The organism is Kutzneria sp. NPDC051319 (assembly GCF_040682195.1).
Classification (GTDB): Bacteria; Actinomycetota; Actinomycetes; order Mycobacteriales; family Pseudonocardiaceae; genus Kutzneria.
Window position 1 is genome coordinate 1 of sequence record NZ_JBFBAM010000117.1, and the last position, 18650, is coordinate 18650.

17 protein-coding genes and 1 tRNA gene are annotated in these 18650 nt (G+C 68.7%); 11 read left to right on the top strand and 7 right to left on the bottom strand.

Annotated features, from left to right (window positions below):
• Positions 1 to 178: 178 nt before the first annotated feature.
• On the bottom strand, positions 179 to 862 hold the full coding sequence (locus AB0M73_RS47590) for a hypothetical protein (RefSeq protein ID WP_363906456.1): 684 nt from the start codon (positions 860 to 862) through the stop codon (positions 179 to 181).
• A gap of 35 nt (positions 863 to 897) precedes the next feature.
• Entirely contained in the window at positions 898 to 1119 is a 222-nt protein-coding gene (locus tag AB0M73_RS47595) for a hypothetical protein (RefSeq protein ID WP_363906457.1), read from the bottom strand.
• Between the two features lie 279 nt (positions 1120 to 1398).
• Between AB0M73_RS47595 and AB0M73_RS47600 the strand changes: the two genes are divergently transcribed.
• From AB0M73_RS47600 to AB0M73_RS47635, 8 genes are read left to right on the top strand one after another with little or no spacing between them, the layout of a single operon-like run.
• A complete protein-coding gene (locus tag AB0M73_RS47600; protein ID WP_363906459.1) occupies positions 1399 to 2622 on the top strand; it encodes an OmpA family protein in 1224 nt (407 codons plus the stop codon).
• On the top strand, positions 2619 to 3953 hold the full coding sequence (locus AB0M73_RS47605) for a hypothetical protein (RefSeq protein ID WP_363906461.1): 1335 nt from the start codon (positions 2619 to 2621) through the stop codon (positions 3951 to 3953). Before AB0M73_RS47600 ends, AB0M73_RS47605 begins: the two co-directional genes overlap by 4 nt.
• Complete coding sequence (locus tag AB0M73_RS47610) at positions 3953 to 4711, top strand: vWA domain-containing protein (RefSeq protein WP_363906463.1); 759 nt, start codon at positions 3953 to 3955, stop codon at positions 4709 to 4711. The genes AB0M73_RS47605 and AB0M73_RS47610 overlap by 1 nt, the downstream gene beginning before the upstream one ends.
• A 35-nt stretch (positions 4712 to 4746) precedes the next feature.
• Positions 4747 to 6666 (top strand): hypothetical protein, encoded by a 1920-nt coding sequence (locus AB0M73_RS47615; protein ID WP_363906465.1) that lies wholly within the window; start codon positions 4747 to 4749, stop codon positions 6664 to 6666.
• A gap of 44 nt (positions 6667 to 6710) precedes the next feature.
• Positions 6711 to 7400 carry an NUDIX domain-containing protein gene (locus tag AB0M73_RS47620; protein ID WP_363906467.1) on the top strand — a complete coding sequence of 230 codons (690 nt, stop codon included), beginning with the start codon at positions 6711 to 6713 and terminating at the stop codon, positions 7398 to 7400.
• Positions 7401 to 7405: 5 nt separating this feature from the next.
• A complete protein-coding gene (locus AB0M73_RS47625) occupies positions 7406 to 8065 on the top strand; it encodes an RHS repeat domain-containing protein (RefSeq protein ID WP_363906469.1) in 660 nt (219 codons plus the stop codon).
• Positions 8066 to 8074: 9 nt separating this feature from the next.
• On the top strand, positions 8075 to 8740 hold the full coding sequence (locus AB0M73_RS47630) for a hypothetical protein (protein ID WP_363906471.1): 666 nt from the start codon (positions 8075 to 8077) through the stop codon (positions 8738 to 8740).
• A complete protein-coding gene (locus tag AB0M73_RS47635; protein ID WP_363906473.1) occupies positions 8737 to 9171 on the top strand; it encodes an integrase core domain-containing protein in 435 nt (144 codons plus the stop codon). The genes AB0M73_RS47630 and AB0M73_RS47635 overlap by 4 nt, the downstream gene beginning before the upstream one ends.
• Before the next feature lie 446 nt (positions 9172 to 9617).
• Here AB0M73_RS47635 and AB0M73_RS47640 read toward each other — a convergent pair whose 3' ends face one another.
• The 3 genes from AB0M73_RS47640 to AB0M73_RS47650 all read right to left on the bottom strand — a co-directional run bounded on the left by AB0M73_RS47640 (position 9618) and on the right by AB0M73_RS47650 (position 12239).
• On the bottom strand, positions 9618 to 9869 hold the full coding sequence (locus AB0M73_RS47640; protein ID WP_363906475.1) for a hypothetical protein: 252 nt from the start codon (positions 9867 to 9869) through the stop codon (positions 9618 to 9620).
• 584 nt (positions 9870 to 10453) lie between these two features.
• Positions 10454 to 10774 (bottom strand): hypothetical protein, encoded by a 321-nt coding sequence (locus tag AB0M73_RS47645; RefSeq protein WP_363906477.1) that lies wholly within the window; start codon positions 10772 to 10774, stop codon positions 10454 to 10456.
• A gap of 940 nt (positions 10775 to 11714) precedes the next feature.
• A complete protein-coding gene (locus AB0M73_RS47650) occupies positions 11715 to 12239 on the bottom strand; it encodes an SbcC/MukB-like Walker B domain-containing protein (RefSeq protein WP_363906479.1) in 525 nt (174 codons plus the stop codon).
• Between the two features lie 78 nt (positions 12240 to 12317).
• On the opposite strand from AB0M73_RS47650, the gene AB0M73_RS47655 reads away from it, so the two are divergent.
• Positions 12318 to 13388 carry an integrase core domain-containing protein gene (locus AB0M73_RS47655; RefSeq protein WP_363906481.1) on the top strand — a complete coding sequence of 357 codons (1071 nt, stop codon included), beginning with the start codon at positions 12318 to 12320 and terminating at the stop codon, positions 13386 to 13388.
• 8 nt (positions 13389 to 13396) lie between these two features.
• On the opposite strand, the gene AB0M73_RS47660 is transcribed toward AB0M73_RS47655, so the two are convergent.
• On the bottom strand, positions 13397 to 13807 hold the full coding sequence (locus AB0M73_RS47660) for a phage integrase N-terminal SAM-like domain-containing protein (protein WP_363906483.1): 411 nt from the start codon (positions 13805 to 13807) through the stop codon (positions 13397 to 13399).
• A 115-nt stretch (positions 13808 to 13922) separates the two neighbouring features.
• Positions 13923 to 13996 (bottom strand) — tRNA-Pro (locus AB0M73_RS47665).
• A gap of 174 nt (positions 13997 to 14170) precedes the next feature.
• On the opposite strand from AB0M73_RS47665, the gene AB0M73_RS47670 reads away from it, so the two are divergent.
• Positions 14171 to 17029, top strand: coding sequence for a beta galactosidase jelly roll domain-containing protein (locus tag AB0M73_RS47670; protein ID WP_363906485.1), 2859 nt, complete (start codon positions 14171 to 14173; stop codon positions 17027 to 17029).
• A gap of 313 nt (positions 17030 to 17342) precedes the next feature.
• Entirely contained in the window at positions 17343 to 18614 is a 1272-nt protein-coding gene (locus tag AB0M73_RS47675; protein WP_363906486.1) for an ABC transporter substrate-binding protein, read from the top strand.
• Positions 18615 to 18650: the final 36 nt, after the last annotated feature.

Consider the following 18650-nt stretch of genomic DNA (forward strand, 5'->3'; position numbering starts at 1 on the left):
CAACTGGTACGGTAACCCGTTCTAAGGCGGGCGGGTAAAATAAGAAAAGCGCGACCGGGTCGCCGGGGCCCCCGGCCCCCGCCCCCGGGTCGCGCCCGACGTCATGCCGAAGGAGGTCGAGATGGCTGAACGCAAGCCGCCCGCTGCCGGAGAAACCCCAGCGCCGCAACGGTTCCGGTCACCAGCGCCACTGGATGCCGTAAGCCAGCCCGTTCTTGAGCCGACCGAAGGACCACCGCACCTCGCCGGCCCGGTCCGGTTCGAGCAGCGCCGGCGTCGGCCGGTGCTCGTCGATGGCTCTCGTGCGGGCATGGTCGAGCACCCACGCGGCGGCCGGCCGTCGTCCCGGATCGAACCGGACGGTGAGGTCGAAGCTCTTGTGCTTGCGCAGGGGCACGCACACGAAGTGCGACGCCATGGCCTCGCTGGTGATGACCACCCCGTAGGTGTGCCGTTCGGCCCGCCGCAGGTCGCGCGACAGCAGGATCTGGGACTCGAAATGGTGGCCGGTCATCGCCCCCACCGGATCGGCCATGGCGCCGAACATCACCTCCATCCGCGCCGGCGACGGCGTGCCGTCCCGGTCCGGCGGCAGCACGTCCACCGAGTTCACCACCCGGTCCAGCCCGTTCCTGGTGGCCACGATCGTCCGCCGCTCGATCGAGCGAACCGGCCCGTTGTCCAGACGAAGCACGACATCGAGGTGGTCGACGTACCACCCGCTGCCGACATGCACGTCACCGTCGCGCGCCCAGCCGCCGTCCGTGACGACCTTGGCCAGCCGGGCCAGCGCGGCGTCGACGTGCCGGCGGGCAGTGCGCTCGTCGTGCTTGGCCAGCTCGGCCAGGCCCCGCATGCGCACGGCCAACTGCTGCTCGACCGTGGACTCAGCCAGGTTCAGCGCCCGCCGGATGATCTCGCGTCGGCGAGGTTCACGTCGACCATGGCCTCCTCCAGGAACTCGGCCAGGCGATCGTGCAGGTCCTCGCCCGAGGCCTTGCCCGCGCCGCTGAGTTCGCGCAGCAGCGGGATCTGTTTCGCGTCCAGGTCGAACGAGCGCAGCCCCAGCCCCGGGCGCAGCGCTTGGAGCTCCTTGAGGATCTTCGTCTTGTCCGGCAACGTCGCTCCTGGCGGGGATCACGTTGGTGTCGGCCGTACATCGGCCGCCAGGTGTTGTAACCGACCGGCGGCCCCGCCGGACACCGCAGATCGGGTGGGCCGCGCGACGGGCCGATGACGCTGTGCTCACCACGACATGGGCTGAACGGGTCGATATCGGCACTCCAGGGCGGATTGAGCCCTCGTTCGCCGTCCCGCGCCCGATGAGACTCGACGGCACGCACCACCGGCGTGCCAACGCACCTACCGGTGCCACCCTACGCAACCAAGCAGGTGTCCATGCCCCCCTCCATCCGCGGCAAGCTCCTGGCCGCTCTCGCCGCCGTGCTCACGGTGCTGCTCGTGTGCGCCGGCTGCCAGGGCGGCGGTTCCGGGACCGCCGCCCCGTCCGACGCGCCGAGCGCGGCGGACTGCAAGACGGCCGCCGGTGAACCCGTCGACAAGAAGGCGACGACGATTGCGCTGGTCGCCGACAACACCGCGTCGTCGGCCACCGCCGGCGCGCCGCCCGCCGCGGCGTCGGCCCTGGCCGACGCCCAGAAGCAGCACGACGTGCTGCTGTTGATCCCGGTCGACGGCCCCGGCAAGCCGGTCAGCATCGCGCGGCGGATCCCCCTCGACCCGTATCCGGGCGTCGACTCGGCCAAGGCCGACAACGGCCGGCGGATCGTCCTTGGCTGCGTGGCCAGCTGGCTGGGCGGCCCCGACATGGCGCCCACCGCGCCGGGCAGCGACATCCTCGCGGCCGTCAACTTCGCCGCCCGGCAGCAGCCGAGCCGGCTCGTCGTCATCTCCGACGGCGTGAACTCCGGCGGCGAATTCGATCTCAACCAGTCGGCGTTCGACATCGACCCGGACCAGCTCGCCGCGAGCCTGGCGGCCGGCCACGCGTTGGCTGGCGAGCTGGCGCAGCGCCCCGTGCTGTGGACCGGGATGGCCGCGACGAGCCCCCCGCTGCCCGACCCCGTGCACGCCGAGCTGAACCAGATCTGGACGTCGATCCTGACCGCGGCGAGCGCCGTGCCCACGATCGACCCGCGAGCCGGCGACCGCCGGGCGGCCCCGACCGGTGCGCCGGCCGACAAGGTCGAGGTCCCGGCGTCGACCATCACGCACGTCAACTGCGCCACGAGGATCAGCATCCCCGGCGCGCTGCTGTTCGCCGGGTACAGCGCGCGGCTCCAGCCCGGCGTCGACGGCGCGTTGGCCGAGGTGGTGGCCGATCTGCGCCGGAATCCGGGCTGGGTGGGCGACATCCATGGCAACACCGCCGACAACCGCGACGTCGGCCAGCTCGACGACGTGCTGTCGCTCCAGCGCGCGCGGGCGGTGGCCGGCGCACTGACCGCACTGGGCATCGACGGTTCCAGGTTGCGGCCGGTCGGCGACGGCGCCGGCAACCCGGTGGCCGACGAGTTCCCGAACGGCCAGCACGACGACGTGGCGGCGGCGAAGAACCGCCGGGTCGACGTCGTGCTCCGACCCGAGGGGTGCCGGGCGTGAGGAAGCGGGTGAACAAGATGACCGTGGTCGGTGGGCTCCGTGCGCTGCTTCACAGGTGGTTCGAGAAGCTCGGGCCGCATGACGGCACCGCGGCGGCCGGTCAGCCGGGGGAGGCCTATCCGGCTGAGCTGGCCGTGGTCAACGCCGTGGCCAACGAGTCGCTGCGCCGGGACGGCCGCCGAAACCGGCGGCTCATGGCCCTGACCCAGCAGCTGATCTCCGCCGCGAGCCGGGTGACCGACGCGATCGCCTATCTGGAGCAGCTGCCCACCGAGGCCCGCGAGCGCAGCCCGCTGCACGGCGCACGAGCCACGTCCGAGGCCGCGGCCTCGGAGCAGACCGTCAGCGGTCACCTGCGGTGGTTCGACCCCTACCGCGCCCTGGTCTCGGCCAGGGCACTGCTCGTGCTGGAGATCGTCTTCCTGGTGGTCGAGTGGTTCTTCTGGAACGGCGTGCTCTCCCTCGACCTCGACCGGAACCTGCCCCTGCTCGACCAACAACGCGTGTCGGCCGCGCTGCTGTCCGCCCTCATCCCGCTGGCCGGCATCTGGGCCGCGCGGCTGGCCGGATCGGTCATGCACCGCCGGCTCCTGGCGTACCCGGGGATCAGCCGGCGCCGGCATCGAGGCGGGATCCTCGCCATCGTGATGTTCGCGGTCGTGCTGGTGGCGGTGGGCTGGCTGGTGTACGAGCGTTTCGACACCGCCCAGACCGCGCTCGGCGCCATTTCCGTCACGGAGCCCGTGCCGATGGCGATCCTGTTCGGCGCGCTCGTGCTGGCCGACGCCCTCAGCCGGATGCTGCTCACCTCCGAGGTGCGCGAGCACTACAGGAGCGTGGTCATCGACTATCGGCGGCGTAAGAAGCGGGTGGTCAAGGCGCACCGCAAGCACGCCCTGCGGTGGAACCTGCTGCGAGCGGCGGTGCAGCTGCGGCGCGGTCAGCTCGGCCGTATCGCCACCACCGGGGCGGGCCTGCTGCTGGAAGCCGAGGCGGAGCACGGGGATCCGACCCGGACGCGCGGTCATCGGATGCCGGACACGACGCTGCGCCCGATGACGAAGGGACCCAGGATGTCCGGTGTGGACGAGGGCTCGCGTGGCCTTCAGGTGCCGACTGTCGGCCACCTGGTTCCGGTCCACGGGCAGGTGGAGTTGGTGCCGCCGCCGTACCTCGAGCACGCGATCGCGAGCCTGCGCGAATGGCCGTGCCTGGACGACAAGGCGATGGCCGAGGTGATGCGGACCGTGTGGGCCGCGCTGCACGAGGCTGAGGCTGCGCCGGGCGAGGACCGAACAGTGCGGACCTTCGACGTGGTCGGTGGATCCTGATGACCGGCACGTTGCGTCGTGGCCCCGGGCTCGGGCCGTTCTTGAGGCTGAGCCCGACGCCTTCCCGTCGTCGGCTGACGACGGTGCTGGTGGTCCTGACCCTGCTGGCGGCCGCCGCGGTGTGGTACTTGAACCGCGACCGGTCCGACGACCCGGCGTCGCTGGACCAGTCCTATCTCGCCGGCGCGCGGGGCCCGGCGTGCCTCCGGCTGGTGATCGGCATGGACGTGTCGGGGTCGATGACCGACTACAGCGCCGCCAGGAACCAGGCCCTCGAACAGTTCGTGCGCTGGGCCGGGCAGCCGAACACGTTGCGGCCCAACGACGAGGTCGCCATCGTCGACTTCGCCTTCAACGCCGTCGTCCGGTCGCCGCCGCGACCGGCCAGGCAGACGGTGAACCTCGCGCCCGGCGGCGTGACCGACGGCAACAGCACGCTGCTGACCCCGTTGCTGGACCGGCTCGGGGCGATGCCGGCGACGCGCTGCGACAAGGCTGTGGTGCTGCTGTCCGACGCCCAGCTCCAGGACACGCCCACCGACGAACGGGCCGGCGACGCGCTGCTGGACCGCTACGGCGTGCACGACGTGCGGCTGCTGGTGCCGAGCGCGCACATCGACGTGCCAACGCAGTGGGCGACGGCCTTCCCGACGGCGCAGCCGACCGTGTTCGACGGCATGGATCCGGACAGCACCGCCCTCGCCTTCGGCCGCACCGTGGCCGGCCTGGTCGGCCAGCAGCTGAAAGGCCGTACATGAGTCACGACTGGACTTCCACGCGGGACGGACGCGCTGTGCGTGGGACCGAGCCGACCTGGTCTCAGTGCCGGCGGCTGGCCCGGTCCGTGCGCGCGGCCCGGCACGGCCGGGAGGCGTACGCGTGGATGCGCCCCCGTGCCGCGGCCGGTATGTTCCGGCAACGGGGGCCGCTGCCGTTGCTGCTGGCCGTCGCCGCGGCCGAGGGGTTGCTGGTCAGCCAGGGCGACAGCGGGGTAGCCGTGCTGGAGCCGCCTATGCGGAAGCGGCGGCGGCCGCTGTCCGTCCGCTGGACGGTGCTGCGGTTCGCCGCCCAGCACTGGGGTCTGCTGTTGCTCGCCGGACCGCCGATCTCACTGCTGCTCCTGGCGATCGCCGCCGCGTTGCTGCACGCGGTGGTGCCGGCGCTGCTGGTCATCGCCGTGCTGACTGCCTACCTCGCGGCCGCGATGACCAGCGGCCTGATCACCCAGATTGTCAGCGACAGCCGCCGCCCGCCGATACGCGCGGTGGCGAACACCATGGCGGCCACCAGTTGGTCGCTGGTTCTGCTGCACCAGCCGGACGATCAGTCGGCCCGGCAACTGTTCGACAGCGCGTACCAGCGCTTCACGGCGCTCGTGCGCGCGGAGATCAAGCTCGCGGCGCATGAACTCGGCGGCGAGGTTCGGGTTCGGGTCACCGACACGCTCGTCGGACGCCTGTCCGGCATCACGACCGAAGTCATGCGCGACCTGGTCTCGTCCTCGGTCCGCGCGGGGATGCCGTTCGGTCCGGGCACCGAGCTGATCCTCATGGCCAACGCGACCACGGACCAGGAACCCTCGACCAGGCAACCCCAGGTGGCGTTCTTCTGGCTCTACCTGTTCGCGTTGACGGTCCTGACGCTCGGGCTGCCGATGATGATCGTCGTCCCGGAACGTTCCGACTGCCTCGGCGCCGAGTGCGCGGTCGCCCTGACCGACTACGGGCGGGCGCTGGACTGGCTGGTCTACCAGATGCTGTTCCAGAACGTGCCCGGCCTGAGCCCGAGCAGCGGCAATTCCGTCGTGCTCGGTGTCCTGGCCCACCTGCTGCTGCCGATGACCCTGCTCGTGGGCGTCGTCGCCGCCAGACGAAGCATGGCCGAACACCGCCACCGGGTCTCGGTGGCGCAGAGGGAAAGGGAACGCATGTTGACCAACGCCCACGTGCTGATCGTGGTCACGACGCCGGTCGAGTGGCGGTCGGTGGCCCGCGCCGCCTACCGCGCCACCGGCAAGGCGGTCGCCATGGACTTCCAGCACCGGCAGGTCGTGTACGAGCTGGGCTCCATCCGCGACACCACGGTCAGCATGATCCGCATCGGCGACCAGGGCGCGTTGAGCCCCGGCGGCTCGGCACTGAGCACGGTGGACGCGATCCAGCAGGTGCGGCCGGACTACGCGATCCTCACCGGGATCTGCTACGGGCTGCGTCCCAAGGAGCACCGCATCGGCGATGTGGTGCTGGGCAAGCGGGTGCAGGACCTCGACCACCAGAAGTGGGTCGAGGAGCAGACCATCCAGGTCCGTGGCGAGAACATCCAGCCGTCGCCGACGCTGCTGGGGCGGTGTCACGCGGTCGCCGGCACCTGGACCGGGTCGGCGGTGCGCGAGGGCGAGATGGTCTCGTGGACCAAGCTGCTCAACTCCGACTCGGCGGTGAAGGCGTTGCGGGAGCAGCGTCCCGACGCCATCGGCGGGGAGATGGAGGGGTCCGGCTTCCACGCCGCGGCGCGACGGGAGGGCGTCGAGTGGGTCATCGTCAAGAGCATCAGCGACTGGGCCGGCCAGCACTTCGACGCCGAGGGGCGGGAGGCCGAGATCGGCAAGCCCGACGACTTCCAGCAGCGGGCCGCCGACAACGCGGCCGACTTCGTCCTGCACATGATCGAGATGGGGGCGCTCAGCGCCAAGCCGTCGGACATGCGCCGTTGACCGCCCCGACCGCCCTCGCCGGGCCGCTCACTACCCTTGACGGCATGAGTCGGCGTCGCCAGACCGTGACACTCACGGCGGATCTTGTCATCCTGACAATTCGGGAAGGCCGGCTGCATGTGCTCGTGGTCGAGCGGGGCAACGAGCCGTTCGCGGGATGCCTCGCCCTGCCCGGCGGCTTCCTCCGCGGGGAGGAGAGAGTCGACGAGACGGCGGCGCGGGAGCTGGCCGAGGAGACGGGGGTCAGCGCCGAGCACCTGCTGCTGGAGCAGGTCGGCGTTTACTCGGCGCCCGACCGGGATCCGCGGCGGCCGCGCGTGGTGACCTGTGGCTTCCTGGCCATCGCGCCCGACCTGCCGCTGCCGACCGCCGGCTCGGACGCGCGGGCGGCGAGGTGGCTGCCGGTGGACGAGGCTCAGCGGTCCGATCTGGCCTTCGACCACGCCGAGATCCTGGCCGACGCGCTGGAGCAGGCCCGTTCCCAGCTCCAGTTCCGGACGATCGCCACCGCGTTCTGCGGCGAGGAGTTCACCGTCGGCGAGCTGCGCGACGTGTACGAGGCGGTCTGGGGCGTCGGGCTGGACCGCCCCAACTTCCACCGCAAGGTCACGGAGGCGGACGGCTTTCTGGTCCCGACCGGTCGGAAGCGGCCGGTCGGGAACGGCCGGCCGGCCGCCCTCTACCAGGCGGGCGACGCGACCACCCTGACGCCGCCGATGATGCGGCCGCGCTGACCGGCATGGCCCGCTCGCCGCTGTCCGCCGACGCTGGGGCCGGCCGCCGCCGTTGGACTGGATGGCGTAACGTCGGCGATTGGAAGGGCGGCACCACCCACCTGCGGGACACCTCGACCCATTTCGACCCGGCCGGCAACCTGGTCTCCGCGACCGATGCGCTCGGCCACACCGCGACGTTCGACTACGACGCCGACAGCCGGTTGACCCGCAGCACCGACGGCCGCGGCAACTCCACCCGTGACGATCGATCCGCCCGCAGGGGACGACCGCTGCGTGGTGCTGGCCGGCCAGCCGACGACGTTCGGTGTCGATGCCACAGCCTGGAGCGGGCTGCGCACCAGCATCCGACGCTGGTCCTCGACAGGCTGATCGACGTCTGGCAGCCGGCAATCGTGGAGGCGGCAACCGATGCGACGCAGGGGCTGGCCTGGTCTGTCGGGACGATCGCCAGGCCGGGCCGCGTGATCGCGTCCGTCCTGGAACCAGACGCCTTCGTCCGAGCCGAGCTCAGCGATGTCGCCCAGGACCTCTCCAAGGTGGCGTTGCTGCCGACCGACGACCAGGTCCAGTGCGAGCGGATGCCTCTACCTTCTACGTGCCGAGAACTATGTCCATGCAGGTCAGCGGGCGTCGGTCGAGTGGCTGGCCAACGTCGGGCATGATCGCGGCTCGTGCTGGTCCGCTTCGCCTACCTCGCCGTCTCCAATGTCTTCGTCGCGCTACGGTTGGTGCGCATGACTGATCGTGAGAAGGACGTCGAGATCCTTGCGTTACGCCATCAACTCACGGTCTTGCGGAGACAACTCGGCGATCAGCGGCCACGATTGCGGCCCGGGGACAGGGCGTTGCTCGCTGCGCTGCTTGCGCCTCTGGCCTGCGTGACGCTGCGCCGGCTCCGGCTGCTGGTCAGCCCGGACACGGTGCTGCGATGGCATCGAGACCTGGCGAAACGCCGCCACTCCCGTGCAAGCACGCGCCGTAGGCCCGGGCGTCCGCGCACGGTCGTCTCGATCCGCCGCTTCGTCGTGCGCCTGGCAGCCGAGAACCCCTCGTGGGGCTATCGGCGCATCCACGGCGAACTCGCCCTCCTGGACATCGTGATTGCTGCCTCCACGGTGTGGGAGATCCTCAAGACTGAGGGCATCGATCCGTCCCCGCACCGGGCAGCCGTCACCTGGGCGGCCTTCCTACGGTCCCAGTCTGAGGCGATCCTCGCGACGGATTTCATCGAGACCATCACCCTCACTGGAGCGCGCCAGTACATCCTCGCCGTGCACCACGCTGGCCGGCGCGTCGCATTCTCGGCACCACCGCACACCCCAGCCACGCCTGGGTGACGCAGGCGATCCGCAACCTGCTGATGGATCTCGAGGATGCCGGAACCCTCGCGCGGGTCAGGTTTCTCATTCGCGACCGCGACGCCGAATTCCCCACGCTGATCGGCGAACTCCTCAGTACGGCGGGGATCGCCACGGTGCTGACCGGTGTCCGGATGCCCCGCATGAACGCGTTCACCGAACGCTGGGTCAAGACACTGCGCGCTGAACTGCTGGACCGCACGCTGATCTGGAACCAGACCCTCCTACGGCACGCGCTTCGCGAGTACGAGCGGCACTACAACCAGCACCGAACCCACCGCTCACTTGCCGCCGCGGCACCGTTGCGAGCCTGGCCCCAGCCCCTTGAACCCGACCAGGTTGAACGCCTCACCGTACGCTGGCTGAACCGTCCCGGCGGAGTCATCCACGAGTATCGGCATGCCGCTTGACCTGCGTGGACTTAGTTTCGGCACGCACACGGGAACCGGTGCTGGTCGGCTCTGGAGCCCATAGTCACTCAGTTAGTCGCTCAGTACGGAAGAGGCCCTGCCACCTGTGATGGTGGCAGGGCCTCTGACCTGCTATTTTGACCGTCGGGACGACAGGATTTGAACCTGCGACCCCTTGACCCCCAGTTGAATCCAGGGTCAACGGCGTGCTCATGCCCGTTCTTCAAGCTCGCGTCCAAGTCTACTTGCCAAAGTAAAGGAGTCCTCGATTTATCAGTTTGATCATGGATGTGAGCGGGAACTGAGACTGCGTCTCAACATATGGTCGGTGGAGTGGGAGGACGGCCATGTGTCTCGGAGAAGCTGGCGATGTCAGCTGGTAGCGCTTCCAGTAGCGTCCTGTTCGTCTGTGGCTGTCTTGCTCTCGTGTGGATGGTGCGAGCATGTCACCTATCAAAGCGCCGGCACCTGTGCGTTGAGTCCAGCATCGTGCCGTCGACGCCCGGGATCTCGCGGAACAGGCCCAGCAGGTAGTGGTAGTCGCCGAGGAACAGTCGGGCGCAGTGCTTGCCATCCTCGGTGATGTCGGCGCGGCCGCCGTACAGGGAGCTGCGTTCCGGAATCGTGACCTGAACCCCGGGTCGGGCCGGTCGGGTAGTGTGCGGCGGCGAGGCCGGATAGCTCGAAACCGATGACACATACCTTTATCGGTGATTCCCTTTGGCGCTGAGAGTGGGCACACCTCTCCCTGTTTCCGATTGGGTCTTCGTACGATTCCTCCTCGGTCGAACCCGCTCGCGATCGATGTGGAGCGCGTACGTCACAGCACAGAACAGCCCTGCACTACCGCGCGTTAGCGACGGTTTTTGGGACCACCCAATCGTAGTGCATGCTCAGTAGGGGAGTAACGGATGCCCTGTGGCAACCAAGAAAACGTCCAGCCGCGCTGTCCGTTCATGGCGTGCGCGACCAGTTTTGGGGGCGCCGTCGGCGGACGTGCTGGATTCCAGCCAGGTTCGGCCGCGTAGTGTGCTGGACATGGCCGACGATGCACAGCGGCAGATGCGGCGCGCCGTCGTGATCGTGGGCGTGGCGAGCTTGGTCGTGCCCGCGCTGGGGTTGGTCGTGGGATCGCTCGCCGCCGTGACCGTGTTCGGGCCGGGCGGCGGAGCGGCTGTGGCGGTGGTGGTCGTAGGTGTCACGGTTGGGCTGGCCGTGACGGCTGGCCTTTGTCTGCGCCCTGTCGTGCGCGGACTTCTGTCGGGGACGAGCCCGCCGCGGCCTAGCCCTCTCGTTCCTCTCGCCCGGCGCCGTCGGTGAGTCGAGCCCGGCGCCTGTGCCGCCACCGGCTGATCCCGACCAGAGCCGATCCGCTGGTCCCCAGCGCCCCGACGCCAGCGACGGCGCCCGCGACTACCGGATTCAGGCCCGTCACGGAGGCCGTGTAGAGGATGCTGACGGCGACCACCAGCAGGCACGCTGCGACACCCGCGCAGATCATCACCACGATGAGCGCGAAGCGGAGTGCCATCCGCAGGTAGCGGCGTAGGGTTTCATCGGACGACGTCGCGCGCTCCACGTGTCGGTCGACCGCGGCGAGCACGGTCAGTGGAGGCTCGGCGCGCCGGCCTGTGCCACCTGCCGCGACCCTGTCGTCCGGTGCGTTGCTGCCACCCGCGGCACGCCCGCCAGGCCTCCGGCGCCCGGCGGCCGCTATGGCCACTCGACGCCGGGGGCGCCGAGTTTTTCCGCTGCCCACCGTTTCCCTCCTCCGCTCCGCCCGCACCCAGCCCAAAAACGCGCGAAGCCCCCACGGACGAGAGCGTTCCGTCCGTGGGGGCTTGAACGGCGACAGCTTACTACCTGGAGGAGCGCTGGTCACGGCAGGGTTGGTACCCTCCTGACCAGCGCATACGCCGCCCGGTGTCGAGGCTGTCGACTCCTCGGAGCGCGTCACGACGACGTGCGTCCACCGCGTTCGTGCGTGTTTGATATTGTGTGTCAGCATTCGACGGAAAGGTTGTTCGCGATTGTCGATTCGCTTTCGCAAGCGATTCTTGTCCGCTTCGCGACCGACCCGTCTCCGCGTCCGAGGTGGCTGGTGCCGGAGCAGGCGACGAGGACCTTGTCGGCGGGGCTGTCGGTGAGCACCTGCGGCAACGTGACGTGCGTGTGGGATGACGCGGTCGATGTCGAGGGCTGTCCTGGTCGAAAACTTGGTCGCTAGGCTTGACCTGCTGTTTGTGGTGTTCGTTGATCGGTGGTCCGTGACTGTTCGCCTGTTGTACGGGATCTTGGTCCAGGCGTTGTCCTGGCTGATGCTACTGGCCGGGGGTAAACCGTGCCGGATTTGGCGGAGGCTCCGACGATCCCGAATGCCTGCGCGCCACCCGCACGCTGCTGGGCTCATTCGTGCGTGCCGGCTGGGAGGAGGAGAAACGCCCTATCGAGCGGCTCAACCTCTCGTTCGAATGACCGGCAGAGGGGGCCGAGGGTGGGCCTCGCGACCCACCCTCGCGGCTGCCTGCGGCCGCTGTGTTGTACTACGCCAGCGCTTGCAGACCGCTCGCCAGATCAGCCTGGATGAGGTCGTCGCGTTCGACCGGGTTCAGCCAGCGCACCGTTGACCCGGCTGTGCCGCGCTGCACCCACAGGACGTCGTCGACGGCTTCGGCGACGGCATGCAGGTGACTGATCACCATGACCAGGCGATCGCCGCCGGCTTGGGCGCGCAGAACGTCCAGGGCCGACTCCAGCGCGTTGGTGTCCAGCGCCGCGAAGCCCTCGTCGAGGAACAGCGAACCGAGGCGCGGGCCGCTGCGGGAGTGCAGCTCCGCCAGTGCCAGCGCGAGTGCGAGGGATGCGAGGAACTTCTCTCCACCCGACAGCCGGTTCGCGTTGTGGACAACGCCGGAGTTGCGGCTGACGATGTCGAAGTTCTCCGCGAAGCCGAACCTCTGGTCGGTCATCTGCCCGAGCAGGTCGCTGGCGATGCCCAGCAGCGCGCGGGTGTTCAGCATGGTGAGATGGCTGAGGAACTTGGCGTCGACGAGTTCGCGGCGCAGCACGTCCAGGGCCTTGTGCTGGTCGAAAACTCGGTTACCCGGGTTTGAGCTGGTGATCTGCCGTGATCCATGATCGCTGGTGTGATCGTTCGACTGCTGTATCTGATCTTGGCTCAGGGGTTGTCTTGGTTGGCACTGCTGGCCCGGTCCTCGGCAGCCAAGGACGCGGAGATACTGGCGCTTCGCCACGAGGTCGCGGTGCTGCGCCGCAGCAACCCTCGCCCGCGACTGGGCTGGGCCGACCGGGCAGTCCTCGCAGCACTGTCCCGGCTGCTGCCAAAATCTCTACGGTGCTGCCGCATCGTGACGCCCGCGACGTTGCTGCGCTGGCATCGGCGGCTGGTGGCCGCGAAATGGCGCCAGCCAGCACGACCAGGCCGCCCGCCGATCAGTGAGGCGCTCACCGCGCTGATCGTGCGTCTGGCCACGGAGAACCGAACCTGGGGCGTCGTGCGCATCCAAGGAGAGCTGCGCCGGCTCGGGCACCGCGTCGCCGCTGCCACGATCCGCCGGATTCTGCGCGACCGCCGCATCCCACCGCCGTCTACCTGCGGCGACACGTGGCGCACATTCCTACGCGCCCAAGCCGATGGTCTGCTCGCTGTCGATTTCCTCCACATCGACACCGTGACTTTGAAGCGCCTGTATGCGGCGTTCGTGATCGAGCACCGCACCCGCCGGGTCCACCTGCTCGGCGTCACAAGCCGCCCGACCGGCGCCTGGGCAACCCAGATGGCCCGGAACCTGGCCGCTGATCTTGACGATGCGGGACGCCGTTTCACCCACCTGGTCCGCGACCGGGACACCAAGTTCACTGCCGCGTTCGACGCGGTCTTTGCCTCGATCGGTGTTGACGTGGTGCTGTCCGCGCCACAAACACCGCGGATGAACGCGATCGCCGAACGATGGATCTGCTCCTTGCGCCGTGAGTGCACCGACCGACTCTTGATCACTGGTCGCCGCCATCTCGACGCCGTTCTGCACACCTACATCGAACACTACAACGCCGGCCGCAGTCACCAAGGTCACGACGTCGGGCTGCGAGCGCCAGATGACGACCCGACCGTCATCCCGGCGTCCACCACAGCAGACCGGATCGTGCGCAGACGACACCTCGGCGGACTTCTCAACGAGTACCAACCCGCCACCTAAACCCCAGCTCACCGCCAGTGACAGAGTTTTCGACCAGGACAGGCCTTGGGCAGTTTGATGCGGTCCATCGGGTGCTGGTCGATGTCCTGCTCGTCGTCGCGCAGCCAGTTGAAGAACTGGCGCAGAACCTTGTGCTTGTTCACGGCGGTGGCGGGCGACCGGGTGTCGATCATCCAGGCCTGGAAATGCTCGATATGGGCGCGGGTGACCTCGGTCGGGTCTTCTGCCGCGTCGTCGGCTTCGGGGTCGGGGGAGAATTCCGCGAGATACAGCGCTAGCTGCCTTGCGGCGAGCAAGTAGTTGTAGCGGGTGGTCTCCGGGCGGTTGGCCGAGCGGAGGGTCCGGTCCCAGCTGCGGAGGTAGCTGTCCCACATGGTGGGCAGGTCGGTGGTGATCTTGTCCAGGTCCAGGAGCGGCATCGTGACCTCGTCGAGTCAAGGGGTCCAACAGCGGCGTGCTGGAGCTCGACGAACGGAACAAGATCACAAAAAGAGGGTCTCCACAGCCTGTGAGCTGCGAAGACCCTCTCGACCGTCGGGACGACAGGATTTGAACCTGCGACCCCTTGACCCCCAGTCAAGTGCGCTACCAAACTGCGCCACGTCCCGGTCTTGCACTCGGGGGTGTTCGTTGAGTGCTGGGATAGCTTAGCGCACCGGGGGGAAAGATCGAAATCGGGGGGTGTCTGGGCGCTGAGCTGGGGGAATGGAGGGCTTCCGGCGGGTGAGGATGTGTGTTAGGAAACCTTCTGAACTATTTCGGCGTGCGGGGAGCTGGGGCAGATGAGACGAGCGCTGGGCAGGGGGCTGGTGGCGGCCCTGCTGGTGAGCCTGGTGGCTGCCACGGGGGCGGTGCCGGGGCAGGCGGAGCCGGCCGGCGGCGAGCGGGGGCTGCAGACGCTGGGCGGCCAAGGGTGGCAGGTGCAGAGCAGCGCCCAGGCGACGCAGCCGGGGGCGGAGGTGTCGAAGCCGGGCTTCGACACCAGGACCTGGCTGAAGGTGCGGCCGGACGACGGGGGAGCGCCGGGCACGGAGATCACGGCGCTGCTGCAGAACGGGAAGTGCCCGGACGTCTACTTCTCGGACAACATGCGCAAGTGCTTCGGGTACACGACGGACAACGCGGGCCCGGTGACGATCCCGCCGTTCGACGTGCCGTGGTGGTTCCGCACGGACTTCACGCCGGACGGCAGCGGCGACACGAGGCAGCTGATCGTGAACGGCGTGATCGGCAAGGCGGACGTGTGGGTGAACGGGCAACAGGTGGCGACCAGCAGCACGGTCACGGGCGCCTACACGAAGTTCACATTTGACGTTTCCAGGCTCACCACGAAGGGCCGCAACACGGTGGCCCTGAAGCTCTACCCGAACGACCCGGGCGCGATGTTCACGGTCTCGGACATCGACTGGAACCAGGTCCCGCCGGACAACAACACGGGCATCCACTTCCCGGTCCAGCTGAAGGTCTCGGGCGCCCTGAACAACGGCAACGCCAGGGTGCTGCAGGACAACGCGAAGGACATGAGCCGCTCGACCCTGACGGCGAAGACGGACGTCACCAACAACGGCGACCGCACGGTCACGACGGTGGCCAAGGCTACGGTGACGGACCCGAACGGCCGCCGCGACACGGTGCAGCAGACGGTGACGGTCCAACCGCACAGCACCCAGACGGTGACGTTCCGGCCGATCGTGATCGACCACCCGAAGGTGTGGTGGCCGTACTACCTGGGCGACCAGCCGCTGTACACGCTGACCACGGAGGTCCAGGGCAGCGGCACGAGCGAGCAGTTCGGCATCCGCACGGTGACGACGGGCCTGATCAGTCCCTCGCCGGCGGCGCCGGAGGGCGTGCGGCAGTACTCCATCAACGGCAAGCCGCTGGTGATCCGTGGTGCTGGCTTCGCGGAGGACCTGTTCCTGCGCTACGACTCGGCCGACATCGCCAAGCAGATCCGGCTGCTCAAGAACATGGGCATCAACCTGGTCCGCGTCGAGGGCCACTTCCTTCCTGACGACTTCTACCAGCAGATGGACCGTGCCGGCATCATGGTCAACGCGGGCTGGTCCTGCTGCGACCGCTGGGAGCTGCCCGGCAACGAGAAGGGCGTCACGGATGAGGACTTCAAGATCATCCAGAACAGCGCCCGGTCGGTCGGCGAGCGGCTGCGCGACCACCCGAGCGTGATCACGTTCAACTGGAGCGACAACCAGCCGACGCCCCGCCAGGAGGCGGTCTCGCTGCAGGGCTTCAAGGACGCGGACTTCACGCAGCCGGTGGTGGCCTCGGCGGAGTACAAGGCCAGCCCGCAGCTGGGCCAGGCCGGCGAGAAGGAGGGGCCGTACGACTACGTGTCCCCGAGCTACTGGTACGACACCACGCACTTCGACCCGACCGACGACTCCCGCACCAACGTGGGCGGCTCCTGGGGCTTCGACAGCGAGCAGAGCGCGGGCGACACGGTGCCGACGCGGGACTCGCTCAACCGCTTCATGAGCGCGGACGAGCAGGCCAAGCTCTGGCAGGACCCGGCCTACAACCAGTACCACCTGAACTTCGAGGCCGACCACGGCGGCTACGCCTTCGGCACGCTGTTCACGTTCGACACGGCCCTGCGCAACCGATACGGCCAGTGGAACAGCCTCGACCAGTACGTGCAGCAGGCACAGGTGCAGAACTACGAGAACACCCGCTCGCAGTTCGAGGCGTTCATCGACCACTCGACCAACCAGCCGACGCCGGCCACCGGCACGATCTACTGGCAGGGCAACAAGGGGTGGCCGAGTCTGCTGTGGACGTTGTACAACAACGACGGCGACCAGGGCGGCAGCTTCTTCGGCGCGAAGAAGGCCAACGAGCCGCTGCACGTCCTGTACGGCTACGACGACGGCGGCGTCACGATCGACAACCTGGGCGCCGACAAGCAGGACGGCCTGACCGTCGAGTCGAAGGTGTACGACACCGACGGCAACGTGCTGGACAGCCAGCGCACGGCCCCGACCTCCCTGGCCAGTCAGCAGGTCAGCACGGACGTGCTCAAGCCGAAGACGCCCGCGGTCACCACACCGCCGGCCAAGGCGCAGACGTACTTTGTTGAGCTGTTGCTGCGCAAGGGAAACCAGGTCGTCGACCGCAACGTGTACTGGCTGTCCACGCAGCAGGACGTCGTCGACTGGCCGGCCAGCTACGGCAACCCGCAGGCGACCATGACCCAGTACGGCAACCTCCAGGGCCTGCAGAACCTCCAGCATGCCAAGGTGTCCGCGGTGGCGGCCTCGCAGAGGCAGCGGGACGGCAAGCAGACGACCAAGGTGACGGTCACCAACACCTCGAAGCAGCCGATCGTCGGCTTCTTCCTGCGGGCGGACATCCGGCGCGGCAACGCGGACGGCACCGAGAAGCCCGGCGACAACCAGGTGACCTCGGGGGTGTGGAGCGACAACGACGTCACGCTGTGGCCGGGGGAGTCGCAGACCCTCACCGTCACCTATGACGCGGCCGACCTGCACGGCACGACGCCGGTGGTCAGCCTCCAGGGCTGGAACCTGCCGAAGTTCGACGTGAAGGCCGGCAGCGACCTGGTGTCCTGCGCGGCACAGGAGGCGGCCGCGGCGGCGCACAACATCCTGCACGTGGGGTGATCGACCAGTAACACAGCGGCGCCGCCGGAACTTCCGGCGGCGCCGTTCTCAGTTGTGGCCGATCACGTCGGTCTTGGTCAGCGGCGGATCCCAGGCCAGGATCACGCCGAACACCAGGCCAGCGTCATCCCGTGCGCCGGTAGCAGGGACAGGTGCCGTGCCGCGGCTCCGTGGCGTCCGTCGGCGTCCGGTCGGTCTGGGAGCGCTTCCAGAAACTCGGTTACGAGATGGTGTCGACCTGTTGACCTGATGACCACAGGCCGACAAACTCGCCCGCAGCGTCTGGAAGCGCTTCCAGAATGGAGCGGAGCACATGCGTCAGAGACTTCTCGCGACCGCCATCGCGACGGCCGTGGTGGCCGGCCTGGTCACCGCCTGCGGGGCCGGCGACGCGGCGGACAGCAAGATCCACTTAACCATCGCCACCTTCGGCGAGTTCGGCTACGAGGACCTGCTCAAGCAGTATCAGACCGAGCATCCGAACATCGTGGTCACCCAGCACAAGGTCGGCCAGGCCGCGCCGCACCACAAGGAGCTGTTCACCAAGCTCGCGGCCGGTTCCGGGCTCGACGACGTCGAGGCCATCGAGGAGGGCTACCGAGCCCAGGTGATGGCCAAGGCCGACAAGTTCAACGACCTGAGCAAGATCGGCCCGGCCGACGCCGGCCCGGACCGCTGGCTGCCCTGGAAGTACGACGGCGGCAAGTCCAAGGACGGCAAGCTGGTCGGGTACGGCACCGACATCGGCCCGCTGGCCATGTGCTACCGGACCGATCTCCTCCAGGCGGCCGGCCTGCCCAGCGACCCGGACGGTGTGAAGGCGCTGTTCAGCAGCTGGCAGAGCTACTTCGACGCCGGCAAGACCTACGTGCAGAAGACCGGCAAGCCCTGGTTCGACACCTCGACCCAGATCTTCAACGCCATGCACAACCAGCACGACGTCGGCTACTACGACCAGAACGACAACCTGGTGGTGGCCACCAACCCGGACATCAAGAAGGACTGGGACGCGGTCACGCAGGCCATCGCCGACAAGGAGTCGGCCAAGCTGGTGTCGTTCGGCAACGAGTGGCAGGCCGGCTTCAAGACCAGTGCCTTCGCCACGACCGTCTGCCCGGCCTGGATGCTCGGCTCGATCGAGCAGAACTCGGGCCCGGACAACAAGGGCAAGTGGGCCGTCTCCTCGGCCTTCCCCGACGGCGGCGGCAACTGGGGCGGCTCGTACCTCACGGTTCCGTTGCAGAGCAAGCACCCCAAGGAAGCCGCCGAGCTCGCGGCCTGGCTGACCGCGCCGCAGCAGCAGATCAAGGCGTTCGTGGCCAAGGGCCCGTTCCCCAGCCAGGTGCAGGCCCTGCAGTCGCCGGAGCTGCTCAACACCACCAACGCCTACTTCGCCGACCCGAAGACCGGCGCGCTGTACGCGGATCTGGCCAAGAAGCTGACCAAGGCCCAGTACAAGGGTCCTGCGGACGGCCAGATCCAGGACGACGTGTTCGCTCCGGCACTGCAGGCGGTGGAACAGGGCAAGTCGGCCGCCGACGGCTGGCAGCAAGCAGTCGCCGGCGCACAGAAGGCAGCGAAGTGACGCTGACCCGACTGCCCGCGCGACGACCGGAGGCCA